13 protein-coding genes are annotated in these 17,915 nt (G+C 69.4%); 5 read left to right on the top strand and 8 right to left on the bottom strand.

From position 1 onward, the window contains the following. Window positions 1-53 precede the first annotated feature (53 nt). Both AB0J88_RS21550 and AB0J88_RS21545 read left to right on the top strand, forming a co-directional pair. Window positions 54-947 carry a hypothetical protein gene (locus AB0J88_RS21550; protein ID WP_364353875.1) on the top strand — a complete coding sequence of 298 codons (894 nt, stop codon included), beginning with the start codon at window positions 54-56 and terminating at the stop codon, window positions 945-947. Between the two features lie 83 nt (window positions 948-1,030). Beyond that, on the top strand, window positions 1,031-4,006 hold the full coding sequence (locus tag AB0J88_RS21545) for a BTAD domain-containing putative transcriptional regulator (protein WP_364353872.1): 2,976 nt from the start codon (window positions 1,031-1,033) through the stop codon (window positions 4,004-4,006). 47 nt (window positions 4,007-4,053) lie between these two features. Here the strand turns inward: AB0J88_RS21545 and AB0J88_RS21540 are convergent, their stop codons facing one another. The 4 genes from AB0J88_RS21540 to AB0J88_RS21525 all read right to left on the bottom strand — a co-directional run bounded on the left by AB0J88_RS21540 (window position 4,054) and on the right by AB0J88_RS21525 (window position 8,910). Then, window positions 4,054-5,565 carry an alpha-N-arabinofuranosidase gene (locus tag AB0J88_RS21540; protein WP_364353869.1) on the bottom strand — a complete coding sequence of 504 codons (1,512 nt, stop codon included), beginning with the start codon at window positions 5,563-5,565 and terminating at the stop codon, window positions 4,054-4,056. A 50-nt stretch (window positions 5,566-5,615) separates the two neighbouring features. Next, the gene (locus tag AB0J88_RS21535; protein ID WP_364353866.1) at window positions 5,616-6,500 is read right to left on the bottom strand and encodes a carbohydrate ABC transporter permease; all 885 of its coding nucleotides are present in this window, start codon (window positions 6,498-6,500) and stop codon (window positions 5,616-5,618) included. Next, a complete protein-coding gene (locus tag AB0J88_RS21530; RefSeq protein ID WP_364353864.1) occupies window positions 6,497-7,495 on the bottom strand; it encodes a sugar ABC transporter permease in 999 nt (332 codons plus the stop codon). The genes AB0J88_RS21535 and AB0J88_RS21530 overlap by 4 nt, the downstream gene beginning before the upstream one ends. Window positions 7,496-7,560: 65 nt before the next feature. Then, complete coding sequence (locus tag AB0J88_RS21525; protein ID WP_364353862.1) at window positions 7,561-8,910, bottom strand: extracellular solute-binding protein; 1,350 nt, start codon at window positions 8,908-8,910, stop codon at window positions 7,561-7,563. 364 nt (window positions 8,911-9,274) lie between these two features. Between AB0J88_RS21525 and AB0J88_RS21520 the strand changes: the two genes are divergently transcribed. Then, complete coding sequence (locus AB0J88_RS21520) at window positions 9,275-10,345, top strand: LacI family DNA-binding transcriptional regulator (RefSeq protein ID WP_364353860.1); 1,071 nt, start codon at window positions 9,275-9,277, stop codon at window positions 10,343-10,345. 63 nt (window positions 10,346-10,408) lie between these two features. Here AB0J88_RS21520 and AB0J88_RS21515 read toward each other — a convergent pair whose 3' ends face one another. Both AB0J88_RS21515 and AB0J88_RS21510 read right to left on the bottom strand, forming a co-directional pair. Beyond that, window positions 10,409-12,136 (bottom strand): putative Ig domain-containing protein, encoded by a 1,728-nt coding sequence (locus AB0J88_RS21515; protein ID WP_364353858.1) that lies wholly within the window; start codon window positions 12,134-12,136, stop codon window positions 10,409-10,411. Window positions 12,137-12,432: 296 nt separating this feature from the next. Further along, window positions 12,433-14,589: a carbohydrate-binding protein gene (locus tag AB0J88_RS21510; protein ID WP_364353856.1), complete on the bottom strand. Its 2,157-nt coding sequence runs from the start codon at window positions 14,587-14,589 to the stop codon at window positions 12,433-12,435. On the opposite strand from AB0J88_RS21510, the gene AB0J88_RS21505 reads away from it, so the two are divergent. Together AB0J88_RS21505 and AB0J88_RS21500 are read left to right on the top strand one after the other, a co-directional pair. Continuing rightward, window positions 14,531-15,400 (top strand): LytR C-terminal domain-containing protein, encoded by an 870-nt coding sequence (locus AB0J88_RS21505; RefSeq protein WP_364353853.1) that lies wholly within the window; start codon window positions 14,531-14,533, stop codon window positions 15,398-15,400. The two genes, AB0J88_RS21510 and AB0J88_RS21505, sit on opposite strands and share 59 nt — an antisense overlap. Window positions 15,401-15,476: 76 nt before the next feature. Next, complete coding sequence (locus AB0J88_RS21500) at window positions 15,477-16,280, top strand: alpha/beta hydrolase (protein ID WP_364353850.1); 804 nt, start codon at window positions 15,477-15,479, stop codon at window positions 16,278-16,280. A gap of 190 nt (window positions 16,281-16,470) precedes the next feature. Here AB0J88_RS21500 and AB0J88_RS21495 read toward each other — a convergent pair whose 3' ends face one another. Together AB0J88_RS21495 and AB0J88_RS21490 are read right to left on the bottom strand one after the other, a co-directional pair. Next, complete coding sequence (locus tag AB0J88_RS21495; protein WP_364353932.1) at window positions 16,471-17,271, bottom strand: alpha/beta hydrolase; 801 nt, start codon at window positions 17,269-17,271, stop codon at window positions 16,471-16,473. A gap of 28 nt (window positions 17,272-17,299) precedes the next feature. Beyond that, complete coding sequence (locus tag AB0J88_RS21490; RefSeq protein WP_364353847.1) at window positions 17,300-17,863, bottom strand: DJ-1/PfpI family protein; 564 nt, start codon at window positions 17,861-17,863, stop codon at window positions 17,300-17,302. Window positions 17,864-17,915 lie beyond the last annotated feature (52 nt).

Raw genomic sequence — 17,915 nt, 5'->3', positions numbered from 1 at the left:
GCGCCGGGCAGCCGGTCGGGTTCGGCGGGTTCGACGGGCCGGGGTCCGGCGGGTTGCCCGGATCGCCCGGTGGGGTCTGCGGATCGGTCGGCGAGGGTTCCCCGCTCTCCGTCGGACTGGCGCTGCCCGACGGGTCGGCGCTCCCCGATGGGCTGGCGCTACCGGACGGGTCCGCACTCCCGGAGGGGTTGGCACTGCCGGACGGGTCAGCGCTGGCCGACGGGCTGGCACTGTCCGACGGGTCCGCGCTCGGGCTGGCACTGTCCGACGGGTCGGCGCTAGGGCTGGCGCTCTCCGACGGGTCGGCACTCCCCGACGGGCTCGCGCTCTCCGACGGATGGGCACTACCGGACGGGCTCGCACTGGCCGACGGGTCGGCCGAGCCGGACTGGCACGGGCTGTCGGTGGGCTCGGGGCTGGCCGACGACGTCGGTGTCGCGGTGCCCGTCGGGTCCGGCGCGACGGTCGCTCCCATGACCTGCCGCAGGAGCAGAGCGGTCGTCGTCGGCTCCACCGGTCCGGGAGTCATGGTCGCCGGCGGGCTCGACGGTGACTCGCTCGGGTCCGGGTCGCAGTCACCGTCCCGGCGGTCGATCTCGGCATTGACGAACGCCGGCAAGGCGCTGCCGTCGGGCACGCACGGGTTCAGCACCCAGTCGGCGCCGGCGATCTCCCGGGTGCACGGCAAACCGGCCGCGGCCAACCGCTGCTGCTCGGCCCGCACCGCCGCCCGGGCCGCCGGCTCGCCGACCGGAGTCAGCCTGGGCGCGAAGGTGGACGCGACGACCAGCCCGAACACGACGAGGCAGGCGGCCAAAGTCCTTGGTGGCACCCGCGAGGGCGGTGGCTGTGCGGCGGGCATCTCGTCGAAGGCGGACGACCTGAGCATCTGGTCACTCTCCTTTGTGGTCCGGGCGGGCCCCGGCGCCCGCCCAGGCGGAACGTAGTCCGCGCCGATGAGCCCGCGATAAAGTCGCGATAAACCGCCGCACCGGTCGCGACGCGACCCGAGCCGTTGGATAATTCATCGATGTCCCCGGCAGGGCGATGGGACCAGACGGTGCGGATACGAGCACTCGGGCCGATGCGGGTCTGGGACGGTGCGGGGTGGTCACCGATCACCGCGGCGCACCACCGGATCCTGCTGGCGGTGTTGCTGGCTCGCGGCGCACCGGTGCCGAAGGATCGACTGGTCGACGAGATCTGGGGAGAACGACCGACCCGCACGGCCAGCACGGCCCTCAACGGGTACGTGATGCGACTGCGCCAGCTGCTGCGGGCCGCGGACGCCGGCGACGTGGTCAGCCGCGCCGCCGGCTACGAGCTCGTGACCCCGGACGACGCGGTCGACATCGACGTGTTCGAGCGGCTGAGCCGCAGCGGAAAGCACTACCTGGCGGAGGGCCGGATCGCCGACGCGGCGCGCCAGCTCTCCGCCGCGCTCGCACTGTGGCACGGTCCGGCGCTGGCGGACGTGCCCGCCACGCCGACCGTCGCCGCGGAGGCGGCCCGCCTCGAACAGCTGCGGCTGGCCGTCCGCGAGGAGCAGTTCGGTGCCCGGCTGGAGCTCGGCCAGCACGCGGAGATCGTCGAAGAGCTGGCCGCCCTGGCACGCGAACAGCCGCTGCGCGAGCGGCTGTCCCAGCTCCTGATGATCGCGCTCTACCGGTGTGGCCGTCGGGCGGAGGCGCTAGAGGTCTACCGGAACGTCCGCGCGGCACTGGTCGCGGAGTTCGGCATAGAGCCCGGCCCTGACCTGCGCGACCTCGAGCACGCGGTGCTCACCGACGACCGGACGCTGGCGGCGCCGGCGGTCTCGCCGGTCACGCCCGCCCAGCTGCCGGCGGCGGTCGCCGACTTCTCGGGTCGCGACGGCGAGCTGGCCGTCCTCGACGCCCTCGTCGCCGACCGGCCCGTGCCGCCCGTGGTCATCACCGGACTGCCCGGCGTCGGCAAGACCGCCCTGGCCGTGCGGTGGGGGCAGAGCGTCCGCGACCGGTTCCCCGACGGCCAGCTCTACCTGGACCTGCGGGGCAGCTCACCGCGTCCCCCGCTCCAGCCGACGGCCGCGCTCGCCCACCTGCTTCAGGCGTTGGGAGTTCCGGCCGAGGACATCCCAGCCGAACCTGACGAGGCGGTGGGCCTCTACCGCAGCGTCACCGCCGCGCGCCGGCTGCTGGTCATCCTCGACAACGCGGCGGCGCCCGACCAGGTCCGCCCGCTGCTGCCCGGCGGCGGCGCCTGCATGGTCGTGGTGACGAGCCGGGACCAGCTTCGTGGGCTGACCGCGCGGGAGGGTGCCGCCGCGCTCCGGCTGGGCGTCCTCGCGCCGGTCGAGGCCCAGGCGCTGGTGCGCGCTCTCGTGCCGGGTGCGGGCGCCGCGGACAGCGCCGAGCTGGCCCGGCTGTGCGGATACCTGCCGTTGGCGATCCGTATCGCCGCCGCCAACCTGCGCGCCCGGTCGACGCCGGTGGCCGACTACAACGCGCGCCTCGCCGCCGGTGATCGGCTGGCCGCGCTGACCGTCGCCGGGGACGCGACGACTGCCACGGTGACCGCGTTCGACCTGTCGTACCGTGCGCTCGACCCGGCGCCCCGCCGGTTGTTCCGGCTCCTCGGCGTCGCCCCCGGGGACCTGGTCACCGCGTCCGGCGCCGGCGCCCTCGCCGCGGTTCCCACCGCCGAGGCCGAAACGCTGCTCGACACCCTCGCCCGCGCCCATCTCCTCGAACCGACCGGCGGCGGCCAGTACCGATGGCACGACCTGGTCCGGCTCTATGCCCAGCGCCGGTCCGGCGACGACCCCGACGCCCGCGCCGCCCTCGACCGCCTCTACGCCCATTACCTGTCGACCATGAACGCGGTCGCCGACCGCCTCTACCCGCACGTGGTGCGGTTGCCGTACCCGCCGGGCGATGTCGACGTCGAGTCCGAGAAGGACGCCTCCGACTGGGTGGAGGCGGAGCGAGACAACATCATCGCGGCGATCATGGCCGCCGGCCCCGAGCACCGTGAGGCGGCCTGGCGGCTCGCGGACCAGCTGCGGTGGCACCTCGACTTCACGGCGCCGTCGGCCGCCTGGTTGCCTGTCACGGAGGCCGCGCTCGCTCATGCCCAGGCCGACGGCAACCCCCTCGGCCTGGCCGCGGCCCACCTGAGCCGGGCCACGGTGCTGTTGGCGGCGAGCCGCTACCCCGCCGCGCTCGAGGAGTTCGGCCAGGCGCTGGGCTTCGCCCGCACCGCCGGATGGGCGGAAGGAGAGGCCAGCGCGCTGAGCAACCTCGCCCACGTCGCATTCGAGACCGGCGACCTCGACCGTGCGGCCCGGCACACGGTCGAGGCGCTCGACATCGACATCCGCATCGGCCGCACCGCCGGCCGGCTCGCCCGGCTCGCCAACCTCGGCAATATCCGGCTGCAACAGGGCCGGCTGGCCGAGGCGATCGCGCACTGCGGGCAGGTCGTGGAGCTCGAAGCGGTCGTCGGTCACTGGCACGGACAGGGCACCGCACACGGCTGCATCGGCGAGGCACTCCTGCTCCTCGGCCGCCCCCAGGAGGCGTTGGCCTACCTCACCACCGCGTTGGAGACCCATCGCCGGCTGGGGGCACGCAGCTGCGAAGCGGACACGCTGCGGTTGCTGGCGACGGCCAACGGCACGATCGGGCACACGGACACCGCCCGGGAGATGGCCGGGCAGGCCCTGGCCATCGCGCGCGAGGTCGGCGACCGCTGGGTCGAGGCGCACGCCCTGATCGCCAGCGGCGGGCTCGACCTGCGCACCGGCGATACCGACCTGGCCATCGCACGCCTTCGACAGGTGCTCGCCCTGGCCCGCGGCGACGGCGCGCGGCACGCCGAGGCGCAGGCGTTGATCGGCCTGGCCCGGGCACACCGGCAGAAGGGCACGACCGGCGGCGACGACTACGCCGAACAGGCGCTCGCGATCTGCCGGACGTTCGGCTATGAACTGCTGGAGCGCGACGCGACCGCCGCGCTGTCGTAGCCGCCTGCCCCGCCAGGTCGGTGGCGGGGCAGGCAGTGCACCGTTCGTTAGTGGAGCGTCACCGCGGTCCACGACACCGGCGGCAACGTGATCCGCAGCGTGCCGTCGGTGATGGAGTGCGAGGTGTTCGGCGCCAGGCCGACGCGCTCCGGGTCGTCGAGCGTGTTCTTCGCGTGGATGTCGTCGTCGTGCAGGGTCTCGGCGTCGACGACCGCCACCTGGCCGAGGTTTCTGACGTCGACCGCCAGCTCGACGGTCTCGGTGAGGCTGCGGTTGACCATGAAGACCGCGGTGTCGCCCGTGTCCGGGTCGTGCGTCGCGACCGCGTCGACCAGGCTGACCTCACCGTGCAGCGCGGTGGTGTAGGTCGGGCTCTCCAGCTTGAGCTCCAGGGTCACTCCGCGAGCGAGCCGCGACGTCAGCGCGAACGGGAAGAACGTCGTCTGCCGCCAGGCCGGACCGCCGGGCTCGGTCATGATCGGCGCGATCACGTTCACCAGCTGCGCGAGGCTCGCCGACGTGACCCGGTCCGCATGCCGGAGCAACGAGATGAGCAGGCTGCCGACGACCACCGCGTCGGCCACGGAGTAGGCATCCTCGAGCAGGCGCGGGGCGACCGGCCAGTCGTCGATCCCGGTGATGCGGTCGACCTCGGCGTAGCGCGAGTGGTACCAGACGTTCCATTCGTCGAATGAGACGTTGATCGTCTTCTTGCTGCCGCGCACCGCCTTGACGTGGTCGGCGGTGGCCACGACCGAGTCGATGAACCGGTCCATGTTGACGGCGGACGCCAGGAAGCTCGCGTAGTCACCGTCGTGCGGCTCGTAGTAGGCGTGGCACGAGATGTAGTCGACCTCGTCGTACGCCGCCTCGAGCACCACCCGTTCCCAGTTGCCGAACAGCGGCATCTGCGCGTTCGAGCTGCCGCACACCACGAGCTCGAGCGTCGGGTCGAGCTGGCGCATGGCGCGCGCGGTCTTGACCGCCAGCTGCCCGTACTCCTCCGGAGAGCCGTGCCCGAGCTGCCACGGACCGTCCATCTCGTTGCCCAGACACCACATGCGGATGTCGTACGGCTCGACCGCGCCGTTCGCGATCCGCTGCTCGGAGAGCGTGGTGCCCGACCGGATGTTCGCGTACTCGAGCACGTCGAGCGCGTCCTGGACGCCGCGCGTGCCCAGGTTCACCGCGTACATGAGCTCGCTGTCGACCTTCTTGAGCCAGCTCGCGAACTCGTCGAGACCGACCTCGTTGGTCTCCGTCGAGTGCCAGGCGAGGTCGAGGCGCCGGGGTCGGGTCTCGCGCGGCCCGACGCCGTCCTCCCAGCGGTAACCCGAGACGAAGTTGCCCCCGGGATAGCGGATGGTGCTCACTCCGAGCTCCTTGACCAGCGCGATCACGTCGCGCCGGTACCCCTCCTTGTCGGCGTCGGGGTGCTCCGGCTCGTAGATGCCGTCGTAAACGCATCGCCCGAGGTGCTCGACGAAGGAGCCGAAGAGCCTGCGGTTGATCGGCCCTACGACGAAATGCGGGTCGATGGTGAGATGCGCGGAGATCACGGTGTCCTCAGTTTCGTTAGTGGCTGATCGATGTTGGCGACGCGAACGGGCTATTTCAGGGAGCCAACGGTCAGCCCTCCTCGCCAGTAGCGCTGGAGAGAGAGGAACGCGATGATCAACGGAATGATCGAGACCAGCGAGCCGAGGATGATGATGCTCCACAGGTTGGTCCCGGCTGCGCCGTACGTGGACGCCGTGGACTGCCAGAGACCGATGCCGACCGTCACCGGGAACAGCCGGTTGTCGACGAGCATCGCGAGCGGCAGGAAGTAGTTGTTCCACGACTGCACGACCGACAGCAGCAGCACGGTCACGATCACCGGCCGCAGGAGCGGCAGCGCGACCTTGACGAACGTCCTGAACTCGCCGGCACCGTCCACGCGTGCCGCGTCCAGGAGCTCGTCGGGCACGGAGTCACGCGCGTACAGGTTGACGAGGAACACGCCGAACGGGTTGAGCAGGGTCGGCAGGATCACCGACCAGATCGTGTCCGTCAGACCCGCCCGGGAGAACAGGATGAAGGTCGGGATGACGAGCGCGGTCGCCGGCACCATGACCGCGCCCAGCAGGATCGAGAAGCTGGCGCGGCGGCCCACGAAGCTGTACTTGGCGAACCCGTATCCGGCCAGCACCGACAGCACGGTCGCGCCGATGCCCCCGGCGAACGCGTACAGCGCCGAGTTCGCCAGCCAACGCGCGTAGAGGCCGCCGTTGTAGGTGAACAGCTGTTTGAAGTTCTCGACGTAGTTGATGTCGGGGGCGAACCAGAGCGCGCTGGTGCCGCCGAACAGCGCGGCCGAGTCCTTCGAGCTGTTCACGATGACCCACCAGAAGGGGATCAGGAAGTAGATCACCAGCGCCGCGAGCACGATATGCAGCGGGAGGTGCCGCGGTGTCCGGCGGGCTCGCCTGCGCTCGATGTGGGTGGTGGTCATGACATGAAGTTCCCTCGCTTGCGGGTGGCGAACATAAAGACGTAGACGCAGATGAATACGACAGCACCGAGCGCGAAGGAGATCGTCGAGCTGTAGTTGTTGTTCGCCAGCGTGAACGCCTGCTGGTACGCGTACATGTTCGGCGTGAAGTCGTCCGGGATGGCGCCGGCGGCGAGCTGCTGGAGGATCTTCGGTTCGTTGAAGAACTGCAGCGTGCCGATCAGGGCGAACACCAGGATGAGGACGAGCGCCGGAGTGAGCAGCCGGATCTTGATTCGCAGGATGATCTGCCACGTGGACGCGCCGTCGATGCGGGCCGCCTCGTAGAGCGTCGGATCGATGCCCTGCAGCGCGGCGTACAGGATGATCATGTAGTAGCCGGCCCATTGCCAGGTCACGACGTTCAGCAGGCCGTAGAAGATCATGTTGCCGCTGAGGAGGTCCGGTCCTGTCGCGCCGAAGGCGCCGAAGACGTCGGCGATCGGGCCGAAGTTCCGGCTGTAGAGGAAGCCCCACATCAGGGCGCCGATCACGGTGGGGATCGCGTACGGCAGGAAGATCATGAGGCGCGAGAACCGGGAGAACTTGCTCGTCACCGTGTCGAGGATCAGCGCGATGGCCAACGAGATGGCCATCTGGAGCGGGATGAGCACGAGCGAGAACCGGACGACGAACCACACCCCCTTGATGAACGAGGGATCGCCGAACGCCTTGATGTAGTTGTCGAAGCCGGCGAACGTGGTGCCAGTGATCAGCGTCTTCTGGAACAGGCTCAGATAGAGCGCATAGCCGATCGGGAGCACCAGCAGGGCGAGGAAGATGATGCCGAACGGTCCGACGAAGAGCCATCCGGCCAGGTTCTGCCGTGCGTTCGTGCGGCGACGACGTTTCCTCGTCGGCACGTCGCCGGTGGTCGCGGCGGTCACGCCGTCGTCGGACAGGGGCGTGGGTCGCCGCCCCTTCGTCGGGACGGGGCCGCTGGTCGAGGCGGTCATGATGTCTCCGGGGATGGGATGGAGCGGCGGGCCGGCCCAGTCACGGACCGGCCCGCCGGATCAGATCACTTGACGGTGAGCCCTTGCTCTTTCGCGTACTTCACGACGTCGTCCTGCAGCGCGTCCGCGGCCTGGGATCCGGTCTTGGACCCGTCGTTGATCGCGGCGATCTGCTTCGTGAAAGCCGTGTAGAAGTACTGTCCGATCGGCGTGTAGACCATGCCCTTGTAGGCGTTGGCCGCCGGGACGTACACCTCCTTGTTGGCCTGCTGGCCACCGAAGAAGGCGACCTTTGCGTCGATGAACGCCGGGTCCTTCAGCACCTTGAGGTTCAGCGGGAAGATGATCTGGTTCTCCCAGCCGTCCTTCAGCGACGCGTCGTCGGCGTACACCCCGAACGCGACCTTGGCCGCGAGCGCCGGGTCCTTGGCCTGGCTGGTGACCGAGAAGGCGGAGCCGCCCCAGTTCACCGAGACCGGGTTGGCCGGGTCCCACTGCGGCAGCGGGGCCGTGGCCCACACGCCCGCGTCCGCGCCCTTGCCCACGCCGGCACCCTGGAGGTAACCCGGTGCCCACGCGGCCGAGAGGTAGGTGGCGTACTTGCCGCCGATCACACCCGCGATGTACTCGGGCGTGAACTGGTCCTGCTTGCCGACCAGGCCCTTCTTGACCAGCCCGGCCCAGTACTCGAGCACCTGCTTGCTGGCGTCGTCGTTCAGCTTGATGCTGATCTCACCCTTGTTGGCGGGGTCGTACGTGAACGGCTGCGCGCCGTTCTGGTACAGCAGCGCCGTGACGTAGGCCGGCTGGTTCGCCGGGAAGTCGCCGAAGAGCGGGCCGCCGGCGTCCTTGACCTTCTGGGCCGCGGTCTCGTACTCGGCCCAGGTGGTCGGAGGGGTGATCTTGTACTTGTCGAAGATGTCCTTGCGGTAGATCATGCCCATCGGGCCACCGTCGATCGGCGCACCGTAGACGCCCGAGCCGACCGAGAGGTCCTTCCAGGCGCCGTCGCTGAAGTTCGCCTTGACGTCCTGGTAGCCCTTGTCGGTGAGGTCCACGAGGGCTTTCTGCACCTGGAAGGTGGCGATGCGGTCCGCCTCCAGCATGACCACGTCGGGAGCGCCCTTGCCGGCCGAGATCGCCGTCTGGAACTTGTCGTACTCGTCGCCACCGGCGCCGGCGTTCGTCCAGCAGACCTGGACGTCGTCGTGCGCCTTGTTGAAGTTGTCGACCACGAGCTGCGTGTTGGGGTACCAGGCCCACAGCGTGACCACGGGGGCGTCGGGCTTGGAGATGGTGTTGGTGCAGTTCGTCGGCTTCTCGCCACCGCCGCCGCCGTCGTCGCCACCGCATGCCGCGATCGCGCCTGTCAGCAAGAGGGCCAGCGACGCAGCGAGGACTTGCTTCGTCTTCACTGTTCGATTCCTTTCGGATGCGGGACGTCATCATCGGTGCAGGCGCATCCGCGGACCGGCGTGACCGCGAAGGGGGACTTCGCTGACCCGCTCCGCGCCCTGGACGCGTTTTCTCACGTTGCATTTCCAACGTTGTAAGGGACTATCGCGGAGAGCCCGCACGCTGTCAAGACATCGGCGGGGCCCCGAACCGATCCGCGATTCTTTCCGCGCCCGCGGGATTCCGCACACTCCCCAACCACTGGCACCGCGTATGGTTTGGTCGCACCGGACGCGCATCTCGCTCGGCCGAGCGCCGGCACCACGCCGCTACACTCAGCTCACGACCGCTTCAACGCGGACGCCGCGCGATGAGGAGATTCCGATGGCCGCCACCATGCACGACGTCGCGCGCGTCGCCGGGGTATCGGTCAAGACGGTTTCAAATGTCATCAACGACTTTCCGCACGTGCGCCCCGCGACGCGCGAGCGGGTGCGCTCGGCGATCGCCCAGCTCGACTATCGCCCCAATCTCTCGGCGCGGGGACTGCGCTCGGGCAAGACCGGCGTAATTGGCCTCGCCATCCCGGAACTGCGTCAGAACTACTTCGCCGAGCTCGCCGACGCCGTCATCCGCGCGGCCGAGCGCCGCGATGTCGCGGTGCTCGTCGACCAGACGGGTGCCACGCGGGAGGGCGAGATCGCGGTGCTGTCCGGGCACCGGCTGCGGCTGACCGACGGGCTGCTCTTCAGTCCCGAGCAGCTCGGCCAGGACGACATCGCGCTGCTGCAGGTGCCTTTCCCGTTGGTGCTGCTCGGCGAGCGCATGTTCGACGGCCCCACCGACCACGTCACGATGCACAACGTGGGCTCGGCCCGCGCGGCCACCGAGCACCTGCTCGAGATCGGCCGCCGGCGCATCGCGGTGATCGGAGCGCACCCGACCCATCAGGACGACATCCGGTCGGCGAACCTGCGCGTCCGCGGCTACCGCGAGGCGCTGGCCGCGGCGGGCATCGCCTACGACCCGGCGCTCGTGCGGGTCGCCGCACCGTGGCACCGCGAGAACGGCGCCGCCGCGATGCGCGACCTGCTGGCCGACGGCGTCGAGTTCGACGGCGTCTTCACGTTCAACGACACCCTCGGGCTCGGCGCGCTGCGCACCCTGGGCCAGGCCGGCGTTCGCGTCCCGGAGGACGTCGCGGTGATCGGGCTCGACAACATCGACGAGGCGCGCTTCTCGGTGCCGTCTATGTCGAGTGTCGATCCCGGCCGGGACCAGATCGCGGAGGTCGCCGTCGACCTCCTGATCGAGCGGATCAACGAGAAGGGCGACCCGGCGCCGCCGCGGCAGATCCTGGCCGACTACCGGGTCGCGGCACGCGAGTCCACCGGATTCGTGGACCCGGAGCCGGGCCTCGCCTCCGCCGTCAGCCCGTCGGTGCTGGAGCACTGACACACCCGACCGGCCGCGCCACCTCTCGGTGACGCGGCCGGCTTCTTACGGGGGTGGGATGGGTCAGGGCACGAGCTTCCACGGTCCGTACGGAGTCGTGGGTGTCTGGTTGCGGGTCCACCACTGCGCCACGTAGCGCTTGCCCTGGTGGACGACGACATCTCCGCTCACGAAGATGCGCGTCGGCGTCCAGATCGCGGTGCCGTCGTCGGCGACCAGCAGCTCCTGCCACGGTCCGTAGGGGTCGCCCGGCGTCTGGTTCCGCGTCCACCACGAGGCCTTCCAGGTCGAGCCGTGGTAGCTCACCTGGTTCCCCTCGGTGTACACCGTGGACGAGCTCCAGTTGGGCACGTCCCGCACCGTGATCGTCACCTGCTTGGTTCCCGACAGGCTGTACGACTTGGTGCCGTCGCTGGCCTTGAAGGTGACCGTGTAGGTGCCGGCCTGGTCGTAGCCCGGAGTCCACGAGAACTGCCGCGTCGCCGGGTCGAAGCTCGCCCCCGCTGGCAGGCCGTCGGCCGAGTACGTGAGCGCGTCACCGTCGGGGTCGGTCGCCGAGACGGTGAAGGTCAGCTTCCGGTTCTCGTCGACAGACTGTGTCTCACCGCCTGCGGCGAACGCCGGGGCGCCGTTGACGAACGCCCCGCGCTGCCACAGGTAGTCCCGCGCGAAGGTCGTGAACAGCTGGTTCCAGGTGTTGAAGTCGTGGGCACCGGCGACCACGACGTTCTTCACGTTGGCGTTGGTCAGTGCGGCGACCTGGTTCGGGTTGGGCAACCCGAAGTCCCACGCCCCGCCACCGAACAGGATGTACGGCACGTTGAGGTTCGCCGTGGTGTTGCGGACGCCGACGCCACCGCTCCACACCCCGTAGTACCCGAACTTCGTCGCATCGAAGTTGATGAGGTTGGAGGTGACCGCCGCGCCCGCGGACAGACCGGCGAACGCCCGGTCCTTCGCCTGCGTCGAGACGTGGTAGTTGCTCTCGACGAACGGGATCACGACGTCGCGCAGGATGGGGTAGCCCTGGGCGGAGCTGCCGAGGTAGTTCGTGTTCGTCGTGATGACGACCGCCGGCTCGGTCTGCCCGTCCTGGAGCAGGTTGTCCATGATGACGGGCACGTCGCCCATGTTCATCCAGTCCGACTGGTCCTGGCCGCCGCCGTGCTGCATGTAGATCGTCTTGTACGGCTCGGCCCGGTCGGGGTCGTAGCCGGGCGGGACGTAGACGCCGACCGTGCGGCTGGTGGTGCCGATCTGGATCGGCACGTAGCTCCACGTGCCGTGCGGCGCGTTCGGCCGGTAGAGCTCGATCTGCCGCGCGGCCAACGGTGCGAAGTTCTGCTTCTCCGCGTCGTAGGGCACGAAGACCTTGTTGAAGGCGCGCCGGGCGGTGCCGGTCAGGCCGTCCGGGGCGTAGATCGGCGAGTTCGCCGGGTCGCTCACCCACAGGCTCGTGTTGTTGTCCACATAGAACCAGTACTGGTTCGCGCCCGCGGCCAGGGGCACGTCGGTGACCCAGTAACCGTTGCCGGCGTTCGTCATCTGCACGTCGTAGCCGCCGCCACCACGCATGAGACCGGGTCGGAACTGCTGCGGCTGGTACACGGTCGTGTCGGTGGGGTCAGCCCAGTTGCGCAGCAGGATGTCCCCGACGAACCGCACGCTGGTCGCGGTCGGGTTGTAGTACACGAAGTGCCCCGTGTAGCCCGTCGGCGAGCTCGGATCCGCGATGACGTGCGGACCAGGAGTCAGGTCCACCCCGTCCTCCGCATGCGCCACGCTCGACATGCTCAGCATCATTGCCGAAGCGAGCGCGACAGCCGCGACTGACTTGCGGGCCACGGCGCGACTGCCCGAGTCCCCTCCGGGTCGTCTCCGCAATTGCAGAACGCGTATCAACGTTCCTCCTTGAACGGCCGGTGAGCGCCGAGTGACGCTCGGGAGCAAAACTATCGTCGATTTACGACGTTGTAAAGAACGCGTTTCCGATGTTGTCAAGAATGGCTGGCCGACAATTAACGGCAACGCCGAATTGGCCGGGGCCGATTGGCTCGACCCCGGCTGACTATTCGCTGCGGAAACCGTTAGGAGATCAGCTTCCAAGGACCACCGGCGCCCCCGGGAGCGACATTTCTCGTCCACCACTGGGCCTGATAGACGTGGCCCTGATAGGTGACCTTGTCACCTGCGGTATAAATCGTGGTCGCGGCCCAATTCGGCGCGCCGGCGGGCGTGGTCACGATCTCGGCCCAGGGGCCATTCGGATCGCCCGGCGTCTGGTTCCGGGTCCACCATTGGGCGCGGTACAGCCTGCCCTGGTAGTAGGCCTGCTCGCCGGTGTCGAAGGTCCGCGACGCCGTCCATGCCGTGGATCCGTCCGCCGTGACGGCCAGCTCCTGCCACGCCCCGGCCGGGTCGCCCGGTGCCTGGTTCTGCGTCCACCAGCCGGCCTTGTAGAGCTTTCCGTTGTGGACGACGAGGTCACCGGCGTTGTAGACGGCCGTCGCCGCCCACGTCGCGACCGTCTTGACGGTCACCGGCGCTGACGTGGCGCTGCCGTCAGGGCGGCCGGCGGCGCTCGCCGTCACCGTGACGGTGACCGCCTTGCCGGACAGGTTCGGCGTCACCACCAGCTTGGCGCCGGTGGCACCGGCGATCGCCTGACCGTCGACCGACCACTGGTAGGCGAAGGTGGTGCCCTCGACGTCCCACGTGCCGGGGTTGGCGGTGAGGACGGCGTTGACCTCGGCGGTGCCGCTGATGGACGGTGCCGTCTCGGCTGCCGGCGCGGGCACGTCGCGGACCGTGATGGTGACGTCCTTGCTGGACGACAGGCTGTACGACTTCGTACCGTCGGTGGCGGTGAAGGTGACCGTGTAGGTCCCGGCCTGCGTGAAACCGGGGGTCCACGAGAACCGCCGGGTCGCCGGGTCGAAGCTCGCGCCCGCGGGCAGGCCGCTGGCCGAGTACGTCAGCGCGTCACCGTCGGGGTCCGTCGCCTCGACACCGAACGACAGCTCCTGGCTCTCGTCGACCGACGGCGACTCGTCGCCGGCGGCGAACACCGGGGCGCCGTTGACGAACGCACCGCGCTGCCACACGTAGTTCCTGGCGAAGTTGGCGAAGAGCTGGGGCCAGGCGTTGAAGTCGTGGCCGCCCGCGATCTTGTCGAACTTGTAGTTGACCAGGCCGTTCATCGCGTCGAGCTGGGCCTGCGTCACGCACAGGTTCAGGTTGTCCCACGCACCGCAGCCCAGGTAGACGTAGGCCTGCTTGATGTTCGCCGTGGTCGTGCGCGGCGGCGGGGTCCAGCTGAAGGCCCCGTAGTAGCCGAAGCGCAGCGGGTTGTTGTTGATGATGTTGATCGTCATCGACGCGCCCATCGACAGGCCGGCGAACGCCCGGTCCATCCGGTCGGTCGAGACGTTGTAGTGGCTCTGGACGAACGGGATGATGATGCCCTCGAGGTTCGTCGTGTACGGCGAGGCACCCATGTACTGGGAGTTCGTCGTCACCACGACGGCGGGCTCGGTCTGCCCGTCGGCGATCAGGTTGTCCATGACGACCGGCACGCTGCCGATGTTCATCCAGTCGGACTGGTCCTGGCCGCTGCCGTGCTGCATGTAGATCGTCTTGTAAGGCGCAGCGCGGTCGGGGTCGTACCCCGGCGGAAGGTAGACGCCGAGCGTCCGGGTGGCCGTGCCGATCTGGATCGGCACGTAGCTCCACGTGCCCTTCGGCGTGTCTGGCCGCGGGTTCGCGATCACCCGGTCCCCCAGCGGCGCGTAGTTCTGCTTCTCCGCGTCGTACGGCACGTTGACCCTGTTGAAGGCGCGCCGGGCGGTGCCGGTCAGGCCGTCCGGGGCGTAGATCGGCGAGTTCGCCGGGTCGGTCACCCACAGGCTGGTGTTGTTGTTGACGTAGAACCAGTACTGGTTCGGACCGGCCGCGAGAGGCACGTCGGTGACCCAGTAGCCGTCGCCGGCGTTGGTCATCTGCACGTCGTACGCGCCGGCGCCACGCATCAGGCCGGGTCGGTACTGCTGCGGCTGGTAGATCGTCGTGTCGGTCTGGTCGGCCCAGTTGCGCAGCAGGATGTCCGCGACGAACCGCACGCTGGTCGCGCTCGGGTTGTAGTACACGAAGTGTCCTGTGTAGCCCGTCGGCGAGCTCGGATCCGCGATGACGTGCGGACCGGGCGTCAGGTCGACCCCGTCCTCGGCGTGCGCCGCGCTCGACACGCTCAGCACCATCGCCGAAGCGAGCACGACAGCCGCGATTGGTCTCAGAGCCCCTCGGAACCGCTTACTCAGTTGCAAGACTCTCACTACCCCTTCTTCCATAGATCGCGACCGCCAGAGTGGGGTGAACACGTCCATCGGGGCACCCACGATGACTGACGGTTGGCGCCACGCTACAAGCGCTTTACGACGTTGTAAAGAAGTTGTTTACAACGTAGTAACAGCCCATGACGGAAGGACACAAGCGCCGCCAAACGCAACGTTCTGGTGCCTACCGGCGCCTTCGTTTCGAGACCAGAACCCCTACTCCGGGCGGCGAGCGAGACCACGACTTTCGGACGAATACCTGAGTGACTCGCAGCGTGGCCGCGCCGCCGGCCCCGCGTGCCCGGCCGGATGGCCGACGGTCGACCTGACCTTCAAACGGAACGAGGAGATCAAGGTCAACGTCTGGAACGCCACCGAGCGACCTGGCCTGGCCGACGCGGTCGCGACCGACCTCACCTACCGCTCCGTGCGGGTGGTGGCCGAGGGCAACGCCAAGATCGCCGTCGACGGGGTCGTCCTGCTCCGCTACGGCCCGGCCGCGGTCGGCAGCGCGCACGTGGTCGGTGCCCACTTCCTCAACGCCGCCGAGCTGAGGTACGAGCCGACACGTACCGACGACGTCGTCGATGTCCTCATCGGAGCGGGTTTCAAGCAGCTGGCCACGCGGACCGAGTTCAGCGCGTCGATCGCGGAGCTCGCGGCCGCCGGGAGGCCAGCCCTCCCACCGCGTAGCTGGCGCCGACCGACAGCAACCGCTACATAGGAGGCTTTCGTTGAATGGGACCCACTCGACGTTAGGCGTGCGCGGCACCAGCCCGTGGTGGCGCCACCTGCTCCAAATGATCACAGTAGCGACCCTGATGGCCCTGGCCCTCACCCCCGCCGGAACCGCCTCGGCGGCGAGCGACGGCGGCGGCCATCCATCTGAGCCCAAGCCGACCATCGTGCTCGTGCACGGCGCCTGGGCCGACGGCTCCTCGTGGAACGGCGTCACCTCGCGGCTGTTGGACGCGGGCTACGACGTCCGCGTCCCCCCGAACACGCTGCGCAGCGTGACGACCGACTCCGAGACGATCGCGGACTTCCTGTCCACGATCCCCGGACCGATCATCCTGGCCGGACACTCGTACGGCGGAGCGGTCATCACCAACGCGGCCCTCGGCAACCACAACGTCAAGGCACTGGTGTACGTCGACGCGTTCGCGCCCGCGCAGGGCGAGAAAGTCTTCGAGCTCTCCGGACCCGACTCCGCCCTCGCCGGCGACCCGGCCGAGACCTTCGACGCGGTCCCGTACCCCAACGCACCGGCCGGCGACGTCGACCTCTACCTCAAGAAGGACGTCTTCCTGGAGTCCTTCGCCAACCTCGTGCCCGCCCCGACGGCGAACGTCCTCTACACCATCCAGCGCCCGTTCGCGGAAAGCGCCGGCGCGGAGCCCTCGGGCGAGCCCGCGTGGGAGACCATCCCCTCCTGGTGGGTTCTCGGCACCGAGGACAAGGTCATCCCGCCGGCACAGCAGCTGATGATGGCCAACCGCGCCAACACCAAGATCACCGAGGTGAGGGCCGGCCACCTGTCGCTGGTCAGCCGCCCGGACGTCGTCGCCGAGGTCATCCTCGACGCGGTCCGCTGCACCACCTGATCCAGCCGTCGATCATGGGGTTGCTGCTCGCCGGCAACCCCATGATCGCGTGGGTGTCAGCGCCCAGGCGGTTCTGCCAAGACCAGGCGGCGACAGCGACTTCTCCTCATGGTTCGCCGACACAGTGGGCTCTCCCCTGCACCTGGAGCGTTCTCCGACTAGCGGATCACGTCCGCACCTGCCGCGACGATCAGTGGCCGCGGTCCTGGCGCAGGAAGCACGACAGCAGTTGCGTGAACTCGTGCGGGTGCTCGAGCGCCGGCACGTGTCCGCATCTGCCGAGTACGTGCAGGCGGACGTCGGCCAGGTGGTCCAGCAGCGGCAGGGCCGCCGTCCGCAGCGGGGTGACGCGGTCCTCGGCGCCGTGGACGAGTAGTACCGGCGCGTGGATCGCGGCCAGCGTGGGCGCCGACAGGGTGAGGTCGTCGTTCCACCGTGTCCTAGGTGGAGGGAACAGCGACGCGTACGCGGCCGCCCCCGTTCGCATCGCGGCCGCGCGCGCGTCGACGGCCGCGTCGGTCACGAGCGCCTGGTCGAGGACCAGGCGGCTCAGCATGTCTCGTGCGCCGAGCGGGCCGGGCGGGGTCGCCCAGATCGCGTCGAGCTCGGCGGACAGCGGCGCCCCGGGCGTGCCCATCGTCGAGACCGCCACGACGCCGGTGACCTGCCGCGGGCGCGCGGCCGCCAACGCCAGCGCCACCGCGCCACCCATGGAGTGGCCGACCACGGCGTAGGACTCGATGCCGAGCGCGTCCATCAGGCGACCGGCCCGCTCCGTCCACAGCCGGAGCCCGCCCCTGGAGCCCGCCGGGACGGGTGTGCGGCCGAACCCCGCCTGGTCAGGGGCCACCACGTGCCAGGACGTGCCCAGCGCCTGCGCCGTCGTCGCCCAGGCCCCGGACCCGGTCGTGCCGGGTCCGGAGCCGTGCAGCATCAGCACCGCCGGCCCGGTGCCGCTCTCGAAGACGTGCACCGGCGAGCCGTCCACCATGACTGTCACCGGGGCTGGCCGGCAATGGTCATGCGGAGTCGACGGACTTCGCGAAGAGCTCCATCATCGCCCGGCCAAACTGCGGCATGTCGGGCCAGCCGCGGCAGGAGACGAGGTTGCCGTCGACGACGTCGGGAGCGTCGATGACCGTCGCGCCCGCGTTCTCCATGTCACCGGTGATCGGCGGGAAGCACGCCGTCTTGCGACCCTTCAGCAGCCCGTAGACCGCCGGCACCTGGGCGCCGTGGCACACCAACGCGATGGGGAGGTTGCGGGCGAAGAAGTGCTCGGTGATGCGCCTGACGTCGGCGTCGACCCGGATCCACTCGGGGGCACGTCCCCCGGGGATGATCAGGGCGTCGTAGCGCTCGACGTCGACGTCGGCCCAGGGCACGTCGACCGGCAGCTTGCGGCCGTTCTTCTCCACGTACGCGTCGGAGTTGGGGTCGAACTCGTGGATGACCAGTTGCACGTCACGCATCGTCCGCGACGAGACGTCGACGTCCCAGCCCCCCTCCTGCACGCGATAGTAGGGATACATGGTGTCGAGCTCCTCAGCGGCGTCGCCGGTCAGGAGCAGCGCTCTGGGCACCTGCTTCTCCTCGCATCTGGGGGCGGGCGGGGGTGGATCCAATCCGATCCGA

It is taken from the genome of Asanoa sp. NPDC049475 (assembly GCF_040676915.1).
GTDB lineage: Bacteria > Actinomycetota > Actinomycetes > Mycobacteriales > Micromonosporaceae > Asanoa.
Note: the sequence above shows the minus strand (reverse complement) of the source record. Positions and strands in the feature narration are given on the sequence as shown.

What these genes read in the sequence shown, in the direction of transcription:
- AB0J88_RS21545 (WP_364353872.1), top strand. Translation starts at nt 1,031, where the DNA reads ATGTCCCCGGCAGGGCGATGGGACCAGACGGTGCGGATACGAGCACTC.
- AB0J88_RS21535 (WP_364353866.1), bottom strand. Translation starts at nt 6,500, where the DNA reads ATGACCACCACCCACATCGAGCGCAGGCGAGCCCGCCGGACACCGCGG.
- AB0J88_RS21530 (WP_364353864.1), bottom strand. Translation starts at nt 7,495, where the DNA reads ATGACCGCCTCGACCAGCGGCCCCGTCCCGACGAAGGGGCGGCGACCC.
- AB0J88_RS21520 (WP_364353860.1), top strand. Translation starts at nt 9,275, where the DNA reads ATGGCCGCCACCATGCACGACGTCGCGCGCGTCGCCGGGGTATCGGTC.
- AB0J88_RS21515 (WP_364353858.1), bottom strand. Translation starts at nt 12,136, where the DNA reads ATGTCGAGCGTGGCGCATGCGGAGGACGGGGTGGACCTGACTCCTGGT.
- AB0J88_RS21505 (WP_364353853.1), top strand. Translation starts at nt 14,531, where the DNA reads ATGACGTGCGGACCGGGCGTCAGGTCGACCCCGTCCTCGGCGTGCGCC.
- AB0J88_RS21500 (WP_364353850.1), top strand. Translation starts at nt 15,477, where the DNA reads ATGATCACAGTAGCGACCCTGATGGCCCTGGCCCTCACCCCCGCCGGA.
- AB0J88_RS21495 (WP_364353932.1), bottom strand. Translation starts at nt 17,271, where the DNA reads ATGGTGGACGGCTCGCCGGTGCACGTCTTCGAGAGCGGCACCGGGCCG.